This window comes from Pseudomonas quercus (assembly GCF_012033695.1).
GTDB classification, from domain to species: Bacteria; Pseudomonadota; Gammaproteobacteria; order Pseudomonadales; family Pseudomonadaceae; genus Aquipseudomonas; species Aquipseudomonas quercus.
This window is the reverse complement of sequence record NZ_JAAVJI010000016.1, coordinates 1-17,606: the sequence shown is the minus strand read 5'-3', so window position 1 is coordinate 17,606 and position 17,606 is coordinate 1. Positions and strand designations below refer to the sequence as shown.

The following is a 17,606-nucleotide window of genomic DNA, read 5'->3' as shown; positions in this document are numbered from 1 at the left end:
TTGTTTCCATTATCCGGATTTGCAGGAGCTCCCATGGGACCGTCGCCACTGGTCAGCATTGTCATCCCCGCCTACAAGGCCGCGTTCTTTGAGGCGGCCCTCCAGAGTGCCTTGGCCCAGGACTACCCGGCGATCGAAATCGTGATCGGTGACGACTGCCCAACTACCGCTATCCAGGACATTGTCGAGCGCCTGCGGCCCTCCAGCCCCTGGCCCATTCATTACCAGCGCAACGAGGTTCAGCTGGGCGAAGCGATGAACGTCACCCAGGGGGTGGCGCGGGCACAGGGCACCTACATCAAGTTTCTGTATGACGATGACCTGCTGGAACCGACCTGCGTGCGCCGGCAAGTGGAGACCTTCGAGGCCTGCACGGGCCTGGCGCTGGTGACGGCCCGGCGCCGGCTGGTCGATGAAGCGGGTGATGCCTTGCCGGATACCTACGCCACACGGTTTCCGTTCCTGGAAAGCACGCGTATCAGTGGGCCGGAAATGACGTCCTTCCTGGGCGAGTACCCATGGAACATTATTGGCGAGCCTTCTACCCTGATGTGTCGCCGGGCTGATCTGTTGGCCTTTGGTAACGGTATTTTCAGCCTGGACGGCCAGCACATTGACTGGCTGGGCGACCTGGCGATCTACGTCAAGCTGTTGCGCCAGGGCGACCTCGCCATGCTGGACGAAACCCTGTCGGCCTTTCGCGTGTCCAGGCATCAGTTCAGCCAGGGTGGGCGAGACGACCATTCCGGTCCCAAGGCCTTCCATGCGTTGTTCCGCCAACTGATCAAGCAGTTGGGCTGGGTGCGTGCGCAGCCTGATAACTCGCGCGTACTCATCGCGCCGCTGGCCACCAGCCAGGCGGGCCTGGGCGCTGAAGCCGAACCCCGCGACCTGAGTGCCTGGTTGCATGAAGTACTGCCCGGTTTTGCCCAGCCCGACTTCAAGCGTTGGCTAGGGGCGCGGCGATTGGGGCCATTACGCCAGGCCAGGATAGACACCCACGTGGCTGCCCAGGGCGGTGGCCCTGCGGTACTGCTGGTGGTCAAGGACCTGGATAACGATGAGCAGGGTGTGCTGCGCACGTTGCACAGCCTGGATCGCCAGGCGCCTTTACTGGCCAATACCACGGTGGTAGTGGTGTCCAGCCGCCCTGGGATGGGCACCGGGCAGGTCGAAGAGCGGCTGTACTGGGTCAGCAGCGACAAGGGCCAGTTCACCCGCCACCTTAACCAGTTGATCTCGGAAACCCCGTTCGACTGGCTCTTCATGCTAGAGGCCGGTACCCACCTGAATGCCGATGCCCTGAGCGTGACCCTGCTGGAGCTGATGAACAAGCCGGCCTGCCCGGCCATTTTCTGTGATCAAACCTACACCGACGGGGTAGGCGGGCAGTGGCCACTGCTGCGAGGGAATTTCAACCTGGACCAGTTGTTGAGCATGCCCCTGGCCATGGGCAGGCACTGGTTCTTCCAGCGTGACGCGCTGCTGGGCATGGATGGTTTTGACGATACCTTGCCAGGCGCCACCGAGCTGGACATGATTCTGCGGCTGATCGAAGCTGGGCAACTGGGCTTCGGCCATATCAGCGAGCCCTTGGTGACCTGTCAGGCAAAAACACTTGCACGCTGTGAGGACGAGCGCCTGGCGCTGTTGCACCATGTGCAACGCCGTGGCTACGACCAGGCGCGGGTCACCGAAAGCACGCCGCGCCACTACCTGATTGACTACAGTGCTGCCACACCTGCGGTGACCGTACTGGTGGCCGCACAAGGCAGCCTTGAACACCTTAAGCGGTGCGTGGCCACTGTGCTGATGTTGACCCGCTACCCCAGCTTCCAGCTGATGCTGGTGGAAACCGAACACACCGATGCCGCCGTGCAGCCGTGGATGAGTGCCGTTGCACAGGAGTCCGAAGGCAAGGTATTGGCCATGCGCAGCGTGGCGCCGTTAGGGCTTAACATCGCGCTTAATGGCGCAGTGGAGGCCATCGACACCGATTACATTGTCTTCCTGGATGCCGCCTGCGTGGTGGCCGACGAGCAGTGGCTGGCGCTGCTGATTGACCAGGCCATGCGCCCGGAGGTGGGTGCCGTAGGTGCGCGTCGAGTGGAGCGTGGGGAGCGCTTGCAGGACGCTGGTGTACGCCTAGGCCTGGAAGGGCCCGCTGACACCGCGCTGCTCACCCGCCAGGATGGGCCGGTCGACTATGTGCAGGTTCAACGTAACGTCACCGTGCTGTCGCGTACCTGCCTGGCCATGTCACGCGCCATCTTCCGGCAGGTGGGCGGTTTCGATGAAGCGCGCTTTGTCCACCGTTGGGCCGATGTAGACCTATGCCTGAAGGTGCACTGGGCGGGCTACCTGAATGTATGGACGCCGCGTGCCTGGGTGGCATTGACCGAGCCGGTGCGCCAACCCCAGGGTGACACGCCTGCAGACGAGCAGGCGATGTACGCGCAATGGGGCGCGTCACTGGGCCGCGACCCCAGCGTGAGCTACCTGCATGCATTGCGCGGCAGTGGTTTCGAGTTCGACCCGGACCCTCAGGTTACCTGGCGCCCCATGGCCTTCGCCGGCCTGCCCGTGGTGGTCGGCGTGGGGCAGTGTGGCAAGGCAGACCCACGTATTGGCAAGCCCCTTGAAGCCTTGCGTGCAGCAGGCCTGCTTGAAGGCGGGTTGGTGCCTGATGCGCTGGGCGTGAGCGAATGGTTGCGCCTGGTGCCGGGTTCGGTGGTGCTGCCCGTGGTGCCGGGCAATGACTTTGGCCTCGATGCTGCACAGTCGCAGCTTGCACCTTGCCGTATCGGCGACCTGGCGGCGGCCGAAGACCACTGGCTGGAACCTGTGGCCTTGCAACAGACCTTGGCCAGGTTCGACAAGGTGCTGGTGGCGACGCCCGGCCAGGCTACCCGTGTGGCCGGTGCCCATCCCCATATCGAAGTGCTGCCTAGCCGACTGGATGCCATGGGCTGGCGTGACCTGCCGTGTACCAAACCCCAAGGCGGCAGGCTACGGGTGGGCCTGCTATGCGATGACCCTCACGCGTTGGACGTGCCCCTGCTGGCCCAGGTGCTGGAGCGCTTTGCAGGCCAGGTGACCTGGGTGGTCTATGGTCAACTGCCCGAAGCCTGGCGCCCCTGGGTGGGCGCCTTCCAGCCTGCGGTGGCGCCACACCGTTACCCTGCCGTGTTGGCAGGCCTGGGCTTGCACGCGGCCCTGGTCGCCGTCGCGGACCGGTTCAGCACATTGGCGACCGCCGAGCAGCAGGTCATGGCCCATGGCGCCTGCGCCACGGCGGTCATTGCCAGCCGCCCCAGTGAGTGGCCTGCGGTGATCGTGGACCACAGCGTGGACGGCTTCAGCCAGGCGCTGCAGGCGTGGCTGAACGATGCGCCCCACTGCCAAGCGGTTGCCCAACGGCTCCACGCACAGGTGCTGGCGCACGGGCTGCTGGACGGGGCACAGGCCGCGCAGTGGGTGGCGGCATGGAATGGGGTGGCGGTGTAAGGGCCGGAACCTGAGCGGCAGGGCGAGCGGCAGGGCAGATGAAACCTCGCCGCTCCATTTCCTTGTCGCTTAAACCTGCTGGAGCATCCCGCTATTGCTGACCTTGCGCCCTAGCACAAGCACGGTGGCAAAGCCGCAAGCCACCAGCACCGTGGCCAGGCTGAAAAGCACCGGGCTACCTAGCTGGTCTACGATCTGCCCACCAAAAAACGAACCCAGTGCAATGATCACCTGAAACATGGCCACGAACAGGGGCATGCCGCGCTCGACATCTTTGGGTGCCACCACAAACATCCAGATGCTGGCGCACGCCGGGAAGGCGCCAAAGGCGAAGCCCCAGAAAGCAATCAGGCAGGCGCCACCGGTGAGGGTGGTGGCAAACAGGGGGAATAGCGCGGTGCTGGTACCGATCATCAACGCCACCAGCAACAAGGTGTGGCGCACGCTGCGATTGGCGGCAAAGCCTGCGAATACATTGCCTGCCACACCGGCTATGCCGTAGAGCAGCAGCATGGAGCTGATGGTTGAGCCATCGAACCCGGCGCTGTGCTTGAAGAAGGGCGCTACGTAGGTATAGGCGGCAAAGTGCGCAAGGCCTATCAGCAGTACCGCAATCATGCCAACGCGCGAAAGCGGGTTGATAAACAAGGCCGGGAGGTCGCTGACACGAATGGCCTTCTCTGGGTTGAGCCGTGGTAGCAGGAAGAGTTGCGCCAGCAGCACAGGCAGGCCCAGCGCCGCCGTGACCAGAAAGGTGGTGCGCCAGCCCATCAGCCCACTGAGCCAGGTGCCTGCGGGCACCCCTAGAACGGTAGCCAGGGTAACGCCGACCATGATGATCGAGGTGGCCTGGGCTACGCCTACCCCTTTGGGTGCCAGCCGGCCACTCAGCGCAATGGCCGTTGCCCAGAACCCACCGATGCTGATGCCCAGCAGCACACGGCCGCACAACAGCAGGTTGAAATCGCTGGCATAGGCTACCAGCAGGTTGGCGATCACCATCAGCAATGTCAGGCCGATCAGCAGATAGCGGCGGTCCAGCGTACCGATACCCACAGACAGCAAAGGGGCCGCGAGGGCAGCCGACACGCCGGGCAGGGTCACCATCAGGCCCGCGTGCCCTGCACTGATGCCAAGGTCGCTGGCAACATCGTTGAGCACCCCCACTGGAAGAAATTCGCTGGTTACCAACGCAAAAGCGCCCACGGCGACGGACAGAATGGCCATCCACTGCTGTTTCACGCTGTGTTGGTCAGGTTCGAGAAGGCCCTTAGGGGCTTGGCTGGCGCTTGGCATGGTGCAAGGTTCCAACAGAAAGGAGAGCGCCTGTACGGGCGAGCGGAGTGATCAGTAACGAGGGGCGCGATTATAGGAGGCAGTCGGGGCCAGCGGCAGGCGTACCATTTGATAGTTACCATCAGTGCTATCGATGTGTCGTGTTGATCAGCAAAGGCTTAGCCTTGCCAGCCCTTAGAAGCTTGCAGGCAAAAAAATCAGAATATATCCTCTAGAAAATGCCGGAAGCGCATGCCTGCGTATCAGCGTGCAATGCAGGCGTGCTTTTTTAGAGCCATTATCTTTGATCAAGGACTTTTCAATGAAGCTCGATACGCTGGCGCTGGCCGCTGCCTTTTCTGCCTGTGCTCTCCTGGCAGGCTGCTCCACTTCTACCGTCGTTACGCTGCAGAACGGTACCCAGTACGTTACCAAAGACGTGCCTCGCACCAAGACCGCCGATGGGTTTTATGAGTTTGACGATGTGTCGGGCAAGCATGTGAAAGTGCGGGCCGATGATGTGGCTACGGTCAAGGAAGAGGACTGAAGCCTGCTGCCTGTGCAGGGGACGGGAGAGCCAGCCGCCTAGGCAGTAATCTGCCCCAGGTAAGCCGCCAAGGCGATCTTGGCTTCCTGAAGCAGGCGTGGGTTTGGCTTTAGATTGAAGGCTTCGATCAAGCCTGTGGGCAGTTTGTAAAGTACTTCAGCATGGAAGGCCACATTGTCTTCAGTCATGGTGGGGTAACGCAGGCGCAATACTTTTTCATACAGCTGCGTGATGCTTCCTGCGATGCCGTCTTCCGAGAACTCGGCACGGCAGGGAAAGTGTTTGGCAACGATATAAACATCGCGGTGCTGCGAGATATAGTCGAAGAGCGCTCCCATGAGCGTTTCTATGGCAACGGTGGGCGTGTAATGCTGCCAGGCGCAGTCCTCTATGGATTGCAGGCTCGACAGCACAGTACCAATGCGATCGATGTGGCGCTGCGTCAATGCTTCGAGCATCGCATCGCGGCCTTCGAAAAAATGGTAAAGCGAGCCAATGGAGGCTCCGGCCGCGTGTGCTACGGCTTGCATCGTGACCTGAATATCGCCGGTGTGGGAGATGAGGCTGGAATAGGCGTCTAGAATGGAGGTGTAGCGCTCGAAGCCGCGCTGTTGAGTAGGTATACGATTTTCTGGTTTCACAAGGGTCCATTGGGCCTGGACAGGCCCTTGATAACGCGTGGGGCCAACATAGCGCACATTCACCCTTGAGCAAAGCAAAGTGCTGGGTGAGAAGGGCGAACCATTGTCACCTGCTATTACCCCAAACGGGCGCTGGGGCGTTTGCCAACTATAGCGCTTACTGCGCAGGACTGAACACCGGAGACAAGAACAAGAATTCACTAACTAGAATATAAATTCTAGTGATAAAGTCGGCTCTTCGCTGCACATGGCGGGGAGGCCGGGCCTAGGCTCCATGGCACCCACTATTGAGCTGCATTCCGTTAGCTCCCTTAAGGCTATAAGCATGAAAAAAGTACTTGCCCTTGCTGCTGCGTCGTTGCTGTCTTTAAGCGCCCATAGCGCACAACTGAGTGGGGCCCTGGGCGCTACCAGCCAGGGTGGGGGCACCGCGCGTATAGCGCTGGGCTTCGACTGGGACAAGGCCTGGTTGCAATCTTCCACCGGAAAACTGACCGGCTACTGGGACCTGGGCTATACCTACTGGCAGGCAGGTGACGAGGCCGGTGGCCGCCATTCGGTCTCCTTCGCGCCCGTCTTCGTTTACGAGTTCGGCCAAGGCAACCTCAAGCCTTTCATTGAAGCCGGTGTTGGCGTCTCACTGTTCACCGGTACTACGGCCGGCGATCAGAAGTTCGGCTCTGCGTTCAACTTCGAAGACCGCCTAGGTGCTGGCCTGAAGATCGGTGAAACGCAGAAGGTTGGCCTGCGTGTGATTCACTACTCCAACGCCAGTATCAAAGAGCCTAACGACGGGATCGAGTCCTACTCGTTGTTCTATAGCCACGCCCTTTGACCCTTCTGTGACTGCGCAACGGCCTGCCTGGCTGTTGCTCGGTCACGTGGCGTGCCCCCTGATCCAGCAGGGCAACACGCACCGGCCTTTCCCACCACGCCTAAAGTTTCCAACCGCACAGCCGACAGGCTTTGGTGTAATTGAAACGTTTAGGGGCGATAACGGACAGGGCGCCCATTTAATGTCGAACGAGCATATTTGCCTCACGCGCAGACTGGAACAAGGCAACAGACATGATCAAGGCCAGCTATCCCTTAGATGAACAGTTTCGGCTTCAAGCGCTGGCCGAATACAATGACCTGAGCCTTGATGATCTTCCTTCCCTTGATCATATCGTGACCCTGGCTTCGAAGCTGTTCGATGTGCCAATGGCCTTTGTGTCGCTGGTACGCGAGGACACCCAGTTCTTCCACGCCAAAATCGGCATGGACGTTGCCTGTACACCCCGCGACATTTCCTTTTGCAGCCATACGGTGCTCAAGAACGAGCTCATGGTCATTCTGGATGCAGCCTATGACCACCGCTTTCATGACAACCCGCTGACGCTGCAGGGCCCGCGCATACGGTTTTACGCAGGCATGCCCCTGCGAAGCCCCAGCGGTTACCCGATCGGTACCCTGTGCCTGGCTGATCATTCCCCACGCAACAAGTTCTCCGAACGTGACATCAGTACCCTGCACCAGCTGGCAAGAATTGCCATGGATGCCTTGGAGATGCATCGGCTGGAGATTGCCCGGCGCGTAGGCCAGCGTCGCTTCGAGGGTATAGCCAACAACTCGCCAGACAGCATCCTGTGCACGGATCAAAACGGCGTCATCACCTTCTGGAACCCAGCGGCCGAAGCGCTCTATGGCTATGGCCAGGCTGAGATCATCGGCAAGAACATCGAGTACCTGCTGCCCCCGCAATACCGTGGGGTGCACGCGATCAACCTGGCCAAGGTGGCACATGGGCAAAGCCCGAAACAGGCCGGCAAGACCATTGAACTTGAAACAATTAGCGCGCGTGAAGAGGTCATCCTGACCGAGCTGTCCTTGTCCATGTGGTTCGAGAATGGCCAAGTCGCATTTGGTGCCATATTGAGGGATATCCGCGAGCGGCGGTATGCCGAAGAAACGCTGTTCAGGATGGCGCACACAGACACGCTGACCGGCTTGCCCAACCGAGCCATGTTGAAAAGCAGGCTGGAAGAATCGGTCTCCCAGGGCCGGCCCGTGATGTTGCTGTTGATTGACCTGGACAACTTCAAGGAGGTGAACGATACCTCAGGCCACCCTGCTGGCGACGAAATCCTGAAACATGCGGCCAGCCGCTTGCTGGCCTGCGTTAGGGATACCGACCTGGTCAGCCGGTTAGGCGGCGACGAGTTTGCGGTATTGATTCACAGCGTGCGTGAAGATTATATGGCGGATCAGCGTGCCGACCTGGTCATTGAGGCCCTGCAAAGGCCGTTCAGCCATGACGGCCAAGTCTTCCACCTGGGCGGCAGTGTGGGCATGGCGCTGTTCCCAAGCGATGCGGCCACCACTGATGAGCTGATCGGCAATGCCGACATGGCCTTGTATCAGGCCAAGATCGATGGCAAGAACCGCTGGCATCGCTTCAGCCCCAGCTTGCGGCAAAAATCCCTGGAGGCGCGCACCATGCGCCTGGAGCTGTCCGTGGCAGCCGAGGAGGGGCAGTTTGAAGTCTATTTCCAGCCACAGGTGCTGCTCAGGGACGGCTCTATCACCGGCGCAGAAGCGCTGATTCGCTGGAACCATCCTACTCAGGGCGTGCTGCCCCCCGAACACTTTCTAGCTACCCTGGAAAACAGCCGGCATGCCGAGACCGTCGCCTATTGGGTGCTGCGCACGGCTTGCGCACAGGCGGTCGAGTGGCGAAAAGTAGTGCCGTCGTTTCGTGTGGCGGTGAACCTGTTCTCCAAGCAGCTGGAGTCCTCCCGGCTGGTGACCCTCATCTGCCGCATACTCGAACAATGCGGCCTGCCACCCGAAGGCCTTGAGCTGGAAGTCACCGAGAACATCTGCCTGCACGAAAACCGCCAGATCATTGAAAACCTCAAGCAGCTGTACGACATGGGCATTGGTGTAGCCTTCGACGACTACGGTACTGGCTTTGCTTCGTTAAGCGTATTGAAGAACTTCCCCCTCACCAAGATCAAGATCGACCGCTCCTTCGTCGCCAGCATGGCCACTTCCCGCACAGACGCGGTGATCGCCAAGTCCATCATTCAGTTGGGCAAAGGCCTGGGCTATGCCGTTATCGCAGAAGGCATCGAGTCCGCTTCGGAGGCCCAGCAACTGATGGACAAGGGATGCACTGAAGGGCAAGGGTATTTCTTCGGCCACCCGGCCACGGCGGCTGCCTTTTCCCGAGACTACCTGGCCCGAGCCTGAAGGGCGCTTCTGCCAGTATGCCTGCCTGGCCTAGCGCCCCTATGACCTAGCGCGCCCCTCTGACCTAGCGCACGCCCGCAGCCGGCCCCTCCAGCAACAGTTCGATCATGCTGCAATCGAAGGTCGGAATGTTGCAGTGGTGCGCCACGTCCCGGCGTTCGGCGAAGCTGTCATCCACCAGAATGGCATCTGGCTCGGTGATGAAGGCGGACTTGGGCTGGCCATCCACGATATGAATCACCTCATCGAATATGCCAGCAAGCCGATACTGGGCCAGCGTGGCCTGCACGTCGAACCGGTGACGGGTAATCAGCTTCACAGGAATGCCTTGGTTGATGCACTGAAACACCAGGGCCAGCACCATAAGGTTGACTTGCGTATGCAGGATGAGCGTGTCATCCAGGTCGATATAGGCCACGCTATAACGAATGTCGTGCCGGTAGCGATTGGCCAGGGATCGGTCGATTTCCACCGGCCCGTCATAGGTGAGCAGGCCCAGGGGCAACCGTTCATGCTCATACAGGCCCAGCAAGGGGAAGTTCACGCCGCGCACACGGTTCAGCGCCATGGAACCCGCGATGCGTGGGGCAACCTCTAACAGCGTGAGTTCGCCTTGCTGGTCGCGTTTCACCTGGAAGAACCATGGGCCGCGCATGTGCAACTGCGTACCCATGCGCGCAGCCATCGCTTCGATGCCTGGCAGGTGTTCGCTCACGCTGTTGACGGCAATCCCGTTGCGCATGCGCACGCGCCTGCGGGCGGCGGCAAACAGCAACCCTTGCTCACGGTCTGAGAAGCAGTCCACGGTGAACTCTTCGCCGGGCAGGTATTCGCAGATCAGAGGCTCATCCACGGCGGCGCAGGCGGCTGCCAGTGCCGCAGGCGTATCGACGCGCGTCGCACCTCGGCTGCCCTGGCCGCGGTCGGGCTTCACAAACACCGGGTAGTGGGTCACCTGCTCAGGGGCCGTGAAGACCCGAGGCGTTCTGACTAGGCCCTCCAGTGCCTGGTAGGTGAGGGCTTTGCTGCGTGTGATGCGGCAGGTCTCAGCGCTGGCGGCAATCACCGCACAAGGCAGTGCCTGTGCGGCCTCCTGAAGGGCCACGATCACATCATCGTAGGCGGGGTAGATATAATCGATGGCCAGCTGTTCACACAAGGCAATCAGGGCAGGCAACCAACCGTCTTCATGGATGCTGGGCAGGCTATGGTATTCGCCGAACACCAGGCGCGCCGGGTTGCTCACCGCCTGCCCTGCGCCAAATACGCGTGTCTCTTTGCAACCGCGCAAGGCATTGTAAATCTCCAGGCCGATTTCCGTACCTGCGGGGAAGACCAGTACGTTGCGCCGCTTCATCAGCGGGCCCCTGTGCGCAGCAGCTCGCAGATGGTGTCTACCACCTCGTCTGGCAGGTCCGGGTAGATGGGCAGGCACAAAATCTGGGAGGAAATGCGCTTGGCCACGGGCAGCTTGTTCACATCTGCCGAGGGCAGCCCGCGGTACATGGGGAATTCGCAGATCAAAGGGTAGAAATAGCGGCGGGCCAGGATGTTGTGATCACGCATCAGCGTGTACACCTGATCGCGATCCAGCCCGTACTGCTCAGTCACCAGAATCGGGAAGTACGAATAGTTCGGCTCATGGCCCTTGGGGTGATGGAACAGTTCAAGGCCAGGGATACGGCTCACGGCATCACGGTAGCGCTGGTCGATGCGCTGGCGCATGCCCAGCGCCCGGTCGATGTGCTTGAGCTGCAACAGGCCAAAGGCGGCATTGATTTCGCTCATCTTGCCGTTGATACCCGGCGCCACTACCGTCACCTCATCGGCAAAGCCGAAGTTCTTCAAGTAGTCGATGCGCTTCTTGGTCTTGGCATCCGGGCACACGATGGCGCCGCCTTCGAAGGTATTGAACACCTTGGTGGCATGGAAGCTGAGGATGGACAGGTCGCCATGGCGCAGCACACTGGTGCCATCCTGGCGTACACCAAAGGTATGGGCGGCATCGTAGATCACCTTCAAACCATAGTTATCGGCGATGGCCTGGATACGCTCCACATCGCAGGGCGTGCCGTAGCAATGCACAGGCAGGATGGCGCTGGTCTTGGGGGTAATGGCTTTTTCGATACTGGCGGGGTCCAGGTTGCAGGTCACCGGGTCGATGTCCACGAACACCGGTGCCAGGTCGTTCCACAACAGCGAGTGGGCCGTGGCCACGAACGAATAGGGTGTGGTGATGACCTCACCGGTAATGCGCAAGGCCTGTAGCGCCGTTACCAGTGCCAGGGTGCCATTGGCAAACAGGCACAGGTGATCAACCCCCAGGTACTCGGCCAAGGCCTGTTCCAATTGCTCATGAAAGGGGCCTGCGTTGGTCAGCCGGCGGCTTTCCCACATTTGCTCCAGGTACGGGATGAACTCTTCCAGCGGGGGGAGCAGGGGGCTTGTGACCGGAATGACTTTGGACATGAGGGGCTAAACTCCACAAAGCACGCCGCGCGCTGAGCACAGCGTCAATAAACGCACGTGCAGGCGGCAATGGGCCTGACCCAGCAAATAGTCTGCCAAACCCGCCTGCTGAGCCCGCTTCGCCCTTGCCGTTGGCCTGCATATTGCTCCGCAGAATGGAACACAGGGCAATGGTCAAAAAACCGTCCGCCCTTGAACTTCGCCATGGAACAGCAGGCCTCGCTTATGTTTGACGGTAAATCCTTGCTTATCACCGGCGGCACCGGCTCGTTCGGTCGCCACTTCATCCGCCGGCTGCTGGAGCAGTATCAACCGCGCCGTGTGGTGGTGTTTTCCCGCGACGAGCTCAAGCAATACGAAATGCAGCAAAGTTTTGACGCCCCCTGCATGCGCTATTTCCTAGGGGATGTGCGTGATGCCGAGCGCTTGCGTACCGCCATGCGGGGTGTGGATTACGTGATCCATGCCGCTGCCCTCAAGCAGGTTCCGGCAGCGGAGTACAACCCTGGTGAGTGCATCCGCACCAACGTAACCGGTGCCGAGAACGTGATTGCCGCGGCCATCGAAAACCAGGTAGCCAAGGTGGTGGCGTTGTCTACGGACAAGGCCGCCAGCCCCATTAACCTTTATGGGGCCACCAAGCTGCTGTCAGACAAGCTGTTCGTGGCCGCTAACAATATTGCAGGCGAGCAGGCGACCCGCTTCGCCGTGGTCCGTTACGGCAACGTGGCCGGCTCGCGCGGGTCTGTAGTGCCCTTCTTCCGCAAGCTGTTGGCTGACGGCGCCACGGACATGCCGATCACCGATGCCCGCATGACGCGCTTCTGGATCACCCTGGACCAAGGCGTGCAGTTCGTGCTGGACAGCTTCGCCCGTATGCACGGGGGTGAAATCTTCGTGCCCAAGATCCCGTCCATTCGCATCGTGGACCTGGCAACCGCCCTGGCGCCTGGCCTGCCTCATCGTTTGGTAGGCATTCGCCCGGGTGAAAAGCTTCACGAGCTGATGGTGCCGCAGGACGACGCCCGCATGACCCTGGAATTCGCCGACCATTTCACCATCCAGCCCTCGGTGCGTTTTACCAGCATGGACCTGGACTTTGCACTGGACGGCCTGGGTGAGCAGGGCCGGCCGGTGGACGAGGCCTTTGAATACCGCTCCGATACCAACCCGGACTTCCTGGATGTGCCGCACATTGCCCAACTGCACGACGGCCTCAAGGCATGATTCCTTACGGGCGTCAAAGCGTGGACGACGCTGATATCGAGGCCGTGGTGCAGGTGCTGCGCTCGGACTGGCTGACCCAGGGGCCGGCCATCGAGCGGTTTGAAGCCGCCATGGCCTCGCGTTGCGGCACCGACCACGGGGTGATGGTATGCAATGCCACCGCAGCCTTGCACATCGCCTGCCTGGCCGCCGGGCTGGGGCCGGGTGACTGGCTATGGACTAGCCCTAACACGTTTCTAGCGTCTGCCAACTGTGGGCTGTATTGCGGCGCCCAGGTGGACTTCGTGGACATCGATCCCCTCACCTGGAACCTCAGTGCCAAGGCGCTGGCCCATAAGCTGGCACTGGCAGAACGTGAAGGGCGTTTGCCCAAGGTGGTGGTGGCGGTGGCGTTTGCGGGCCAGAGCTGCGACATGGCGGCCCTGGCTACCTTGGCCCAGCGTTACGGGTTCACGCTGATCGAGGACGCGTCCCATGCCGTCGGCGCGCACTATGGCGGTCAGCCCGTAGGGAGCGGTGAATACGCCGACATGACGGTGTTCAGCTTCCACCCGGTGAAGATCATTACCACGGGCGAAGGCGGCATTGTGATGACTCGCCGCACCGATTTGGCCGAGCGCCTGCGCCGGCTGCGCAGCCACGGCATGACCCGTGACCCGGCCATGATGACCGAACCCAGCCATGGCCCGTGGTACTACCAGCAGGTGGAGTTGGGTTTCAATTACCGGGCGACCGACCTTCAAGCCGCGTTGGGCGTCTCCCAACTGGCGCGCCTGGACCATTTCCTAGAGCGGCGGCGTGAATTGGCAGCGGCCTATGATCATACGCTGGCGCACCTGGGGCTGCAGTTGCCCACCCAGCAGCCGGGTGCACAGTCCGCCTGGCACCTGTATGTGGTACGTGTGCCAGCGTGTCGAGATGAGGTGTTTGCCGCCTTGCGCGCCGCCGGCATCGGCGTGAACGTGCATTACATTCCTGTACATCTGCAGCCCTTCTATCGGCAGCTGGGCTTTGAGCCAGGCGACTATCCCGAGGCTGAACGTTACTACCAGGAAGCCTTGAGCCTGCCGTTGTACCCCGGCCTGGAGGCTGCCGACCAGCAGTACATCGTTCGCTCACTGGCCGATGCGCTGGCGTGAAGGAGGAAACGCTGTGACGACCGTAGCCATCATTCCCGCTAGAGGTGGCAGCAAGCGCATCCCTGGCAAGAATCTGCGCCTGTTCAATGGCGTACCCATGATGGCGTGGTCCATCCGTGCTGCCCAGCGTGCAGGCTGCTTTGACCGCATTGTGGTGAGCACGGATGACCCTGCCTTGGCCGAGCTGGCCTTGGCGGAAGGGGCCGAAGTCCCTTTTCAGCGCCCTGCTGCGCTGGCAGATGACCACACCGGCACCTTGCCCGTTATCGCCCACGCCTTGGGGGCGCTGCCTGAGGTCACATTGGCCTGCTGCCTGTATGCCACGGCCCCGTTGGTACAGGCGCACTACCTGAACGAGGGGTTGCGCCTGCTCCAGGCCCACCCTGAGAAAAGCTATGCCTTTTCAGTGTGCAGCTTTTCATTTCCGGTGCAGCGGGCGCTGGTGCTGAACGAAGAAGGCGCCTTGGACGCGCTTTACCCGCAGCACCGGTATACCCGTTCACAGGACTTGCCTGCGGCCTTTCAGGATGCCGGCCAGTTCTACTGGGGGCGGCGCGACGCCTGGCTGCGCGGAGACACGCTGTTTTCCCCCTGCAGCCTGCCGGTGAAGCTGCCGCGTTACCTGGTTCAGGACATTGATACCGAGGAGGACTGGCGCCGTGCAGAGTTCATGTACCAAGCCCTGAAAGCGGCGGGTGAGGTAGAGCCATGAAGGTGCTGGTGCGCGCCGATGCGTCTAGCGCCCTAGGCGTAGGGCACGTCGCCCGTTGCCTTACCTTGGCGGCCGTGCTGCGTGAGCGAGGGGCTACCGTCACCTTTGCCTGCCGCAACCTGCCTGGCTTCGATCCGGCGATGGTCCAGAGCCAGGGCTTCGCCCTTGTTCTATTACCTGCCGAGGGCGACGACCTCGCACAACTGCAAGGGCAGGCCTTTGACTGGGTGCTGGTCGATCATTACCGGCTAGAGGCCCAGTGGGAGCGAGCTGCCTTGTCAGTGGGCCGGCGCATAGCCGTTATCGATGACCTGGCAGACCGCCCTCACCAGTGTGATCTGTTGCTGGACCAGAACCTCACGGCCACCCAGGCCGCCTACGAAGGCAAGGTGAATACTGGCTGTGAGCGCCTGCTGGGTCCCCGTTACGCGTTATTACGGCCAGGGTTTGAACCGGCCTTGGCCCAGCTGGGCAAGGCGCAGGTACAGCAGGTGCTGGTCAGCTTTGGTGGGTTCGACGTTGCCAACATGGCCCTTAAAACCTTGCAGGCCTTGACCGCCTGGCCCACCTTGAAGGTGACGTTGTTGGCCGGCCACGACCACCCTCAATGGGCGGCCTTGCAGGCCCTCGCTGCCCGCCATACTGGCTGGCAGGTGCTCAGCCATAGCCCTCGGATGGCGGCGCTGATGCAAGCGGCCGACCTGTTCATCGGCGCCGGTGGAGGGACCACCTGGGAGCGTGCTGCTGTTGGTGTGCCTAGCCTGTGCGTAGCCGTGGCAGACAACCAAGTGCTCAACGCCCAGGCGCTGGCACGCGACGGTGCGCACCTGTACCTGGGCGAAGCGGCCACGGTGACCGAAAGCAGCCTGCAGGCGGCCATTGGCGTGCTGATCGACAATGCCTGCCTTCGCCACAGCTTCGCCGAACAGGCCCGTCGCTACGTGGACGGCCAAGGCGCACAGCGCGTGGCCACGGCGTTGCTCGGCCCTTTGCTGCAGCTGCGCCGGGCCACGGCCGAGGACGCCCGCCTGTTGTACGAGGGCCGTAATGCCAAGGCTGCTCGCATGGCGTCCCCTGATACCCGGCCCCTGGCGTGGTCCGCCCACCAGGCATGGTTGCATGCCACGTTGGCGGACACCCGCCGGGCTTTGCTGATCGCCCACTTCAATAGCCAGCCCATTGGCATGCTGCGCTACGACCGCCACCCCGATGAGCCGGGCCGGGCCGAAGTGTCGTTGTACCTGTTCGAAGCGTGCCTGGGGCAGGGTTGGGGGCGCTGGCTGCTGCGTGCAGGGCAGCGGTGGTTGCACGATCACTGCCCCGATGTGGTACGCCTGGACGCGGCCGTGCTGCCCCATAACAGCACCTCGCTGCGCCTGTTCAGAACCTCGGGTTTCAGCCAGCACCCCTGTCAATTCACTCAACTACTGGAGCACGCCGATGATCAGGATTGGCCATAGAACGGTGGGGGCCGGCAGCGCCCCGCTGGTGATCGCTGAAATGAGCGGCAACCATAACCAGTCCCTGGACCGGGCGTTGGCCCTTGTCGATGCGGCCGCCGATGCCGGTGCTCATGCACTCAAGCTGCAAACCTACACGGCGGACACCATGACCCTGGACTTGGACCAGGGCGAATTTCATATCGCCGACCCCGATAGCCTCTGGGCCGATACATCGCTGTATGCGCTGTACCAGCAGGCGCATACGCCGTGGGAGTGGCATGGGCCAATCTTCGAGCGGGCGAGGGCGCGGGGGATGCTGGCATTTTCTTCGCCCTTCGACGAAACGGCTATCGAGTTTCTCGAAACCTTGGACGTGCCTGCTTATAAGATCGCCAGCTTTGAAAACACGGACTTGCCCCTGATCCGCCGTGCTGCCGCTACGGGCAAGCCCTTGATCATTTCTACCGGTATGGCCAGCCTGGCCGAGCTTGAGCTGTCGGTTCACGCGGCACGTGCGGCCGGGTGCCAAGACCTCATTCTGCTCAAGTGCACCAGTACTTACCCGGCCACCCCGCAAAACACGCACTTGCGTACGCTGCCACATTTGCGCGAGCTGTTTGGGTGTGAAGTGGGGCTGTCGGACCACACCATGGGTGTGGGGGCTTCGGTGGCTGCCGTGGCCTTGGGCGCTACAGTGGTGGAAAAGCATTTTACCCTCAGCCGTGAACAGGGCGGGGTGGACGCCAGCTTCTCTCTGGAGCCCGCCGAACTGGCCAGCCTGGTCACCGAGACCGAACGCGCCTGGCAGGCCCTTGGGCAGGTGCATTACGGGCCTACCGAAGCCGAGCGTAAAAGCCTGGTATTCCGTCGTTCGCTGTATGTGGTGCAGGACATGGCCCCTGGCGAACGGTTCACCCCCGAGAACGTGCGCGCCATTCGCCCAGGGCTAGGCCTTGCGCCTCGGCACGTGGATGCCGTGCTGGGCCACCGGGCGCGCCAAGCCATCGCGCGCGGCACGCCCCTGGCCTGGCCGTTGGTGGACTAGGCCCCGCAGCGCGGGCATAACCCCCTGTGGGAGTTCGCGAAGCGGACGAACCTGGACAGCCACCGCACCGCAGCGACCTCGGGGTTCCCGGCCTCCGCCTTCGGCTACACCCGGCCCCACAGCAACCAACACTGGCATTGCCCCTGTGGGAGTTCGCAAAGCGGACGAACCTGGATAGCCGCCACGCTGCAGCTATCGGTGTTCCCGGCCTCCGCCTTCGGCTACACCCGGTCCTACAGCATGGACTGCCCCCAAGAAGTTGGACACCTACCCAACCTTGGGAGGATCCATGGGTAAGTACACCGATCAGTTCAAGCTCACAGCCGTTGCTGCCTACCTGGAAGGCAGCAACGGCTTCCGAAAAGTGG

13 protein-coding genes are annotated in these 17,606 nt (G+C 61.6%); 9 read left to right on the top strand and 4 right to left on the bottom strand.

Features of this window, described 5'->3' with window-relative positions; translation table 11 throughout:
• Positions 1–33 precede the first annotated feature (33 nt).
• Positions 34–3,507 carry a glycosyltransferase family 2 protein gene (locus HBH25_RS19985; protein WP_168085699.1) on the top strand — a complete coding sequence of 1,158 codons (3,474 nt, stop codon included), beginning with the start codon at positions 34–36 and terminating at the stop codon, positions 3,505–3,507.
• A 69-nt stretch (positions 3,508–3,576) separates the two neighbouring features.
• Here the strand turns inward: HBH25_RS19985 and HBH25_RS19980 are convergent, their stop codons facing one another.
• Positions 3,577–4,803 (bottom strand): MFS transporter, encoded by a 1,227-nt coding sequence (locus HBH25_RS19980; protein WP_168085698.1) that lies wholly within the window; start codon positions 4,801–4,803, stop codon positions 3,577–3,579.
• A gap of 301 nt (positions 4,804–5,104) precedes the next feature.
• On the opposite strand from HBH25_RS19980, the gene HBH25_RS19975 reads away from it, so the two are divergent.
• The gene (locus tag HBH25_RS19975) at positions 5,105–5,329 is read left to right on the top strand and encodes a YgdI/YgdR family lipoprotein (protein WP_168085697.1); all 225 of its coding nucleotides are present in this window, start codon (positions 5,105–5,107) and stop codon (positions 5,327–5,329) included.
• 38 nt (positions 5,330–5,367) lie between these two features.
• On the opposite strand, the gene HBH25_RS19970 is transcribed toward HBH25_RS19975, so the two are convergent.
• Positions 5,368–5,970, bottom strand: a complete 603-nt coding sequence (locus HBH25_RS19970) for a TetR/AcrR family transcriptional regulator (RefSeq protein WP_168085696.1) — start codon at positions 5,968–5,970, stop codon at positions 5,368–5,370.
• A 325-nt stretch (positions 5,971–6,295) separates the two neighbouring features.
• Here HBH25_RS19970 and HBH25_RS19965 point away from each other — a divergent pair, with 325 nt between their 5' ends.
• Together HBH25_RS19965 and HBH25_RS19960 are read left to right on the top strand one after the other, a co-directional pair.
• Positions 6,296–6,805, top strand: coding sequence for an acyloxyacyl hydrolase (locus HBH25_RS19965; protein WP_168085695.1), 510 nt, complete (start codon positions 6,296–6,298; stop codon positions 6,803–6,805).
• Positions 6,806–7,038: 233 nt separating this feature from the next.
• Entirely contained in the window at positions 7,039–9,204 is a 2,166-nt protein-coding gene (locus HBH25_RS19960; protein ID WP_168085694.1) for a putative bifunctional diguanylate cyclase/phosphodiesterase, read from the top strand.
• A 64-nt stretch (positions 9,205–9,268) separates the two neighbouring features.
• On the opposite strand, the gene HBH25_RS19955 is transcribed toward HBH25_RS19960, so the two are convergent.
• Positions 9,269–10,561, bottom strand: coding sequence for an ATP-grasp domain-containing protein (locus HBH25_RS19955; protein WP_168085693.1), 1,293 nt, complete (start codon positions 10,559–10,561; stop codon positions 9,269–9,271).
• Positions 10,561–11,673 (bottom strand): dTDP-4-amino-4,6-dideoxy-D-glucose aminotransferase VioA, encoded by a 1,113-nt coding sequence (vioA, locus tag HBH25_RS19950; protein ID WP_168085692.1) that lies wholly within the window; start codon positions 11,671–11,673, stop codon positions 10,561–10,563. Before vioA ends, HBH25_RS19955 begins: the two co-directional genes overlap by 1 nt.
• Positions 11,674–11,898: 225 nt before the next feature.
• Here vioA and pseB point away from each other — a divergent pair, with 225 nt between their 5' ends.
• Genes pseB through pseI form a run of 5 tightly spaced genes read left to right on the top strand, consistent with a single transcriptional unit; the run spans position 11,899 to position 17,238 of the window.
• Positions 11,899–12,900: a UDP-N-acetylglucosamine 4,6-dehydratase (inverting) gene (pseB, locus tag HBH25_RS19945; RefSeq protein ID WP_168085776.1), complete on the top strand. Its 1,002-nt coding sequence runs from the start codon at positions 11,899–11,901 to the stop codon at positions 12,898–12,900.
• Positions 12,897–14,039, top strand: coding sequence for a UDP-4-amino-4,6-dideoxy-N-acetyl-beta-L-altrosamine transaminase (gene pseC, locus HBH25_RS19940; RefSeq protein ID WP_168085691.1), 1,143 nt, complete (start codon positions 12,897–12,899; stop codon positions 14,037–14,039). Before pseB ends, pseC begins: the two co-directional genes overlap by 4 nt.
• Positions 14,040–14,052: 13 nt before the next feature.
• Positions 14,053–14,751, top strand: coding sequence for a pseudaminic acid cytidylyltransferase (pseF, locus tag HBH25_RS19935; protein ID WP_168085690.1), 699 nt, complete (start codon positions 14,053–14,055; stop codon positions 14,749–14,751).
• A complete protein-coding gene (pseG, locus tag HBH25_RS19930; RefSeq protein WP_168085689.1) occupies positions 14,748–16,211 on the top strand; it encodes a UDP-2,4-diacetamido-2,4,6-trideoxy-beta-L-altropyranose hydrolase in 1,464 nt (487 codons plus the stop codon). Before pseF ends, pseG begins: the two co-directional genes overlap by 4 nt.
• Positions 16,192–17,238 (top strand): pseudaminic acid synthase, encoded by a 1,047-nt coding sequence (gene pseI / locus HBH25_RS19925; protein WP_168085688.1) that lies wholly within the window; start codon positions 16,192–16,194, stop codon positions 17,236–17,238. The genes pseG and pseI overlap by 20 nt, the downstream gene beginning before the upstream one ends.
• Positions 17,239–17,606 lie beyond the last annotated feature (368 nt).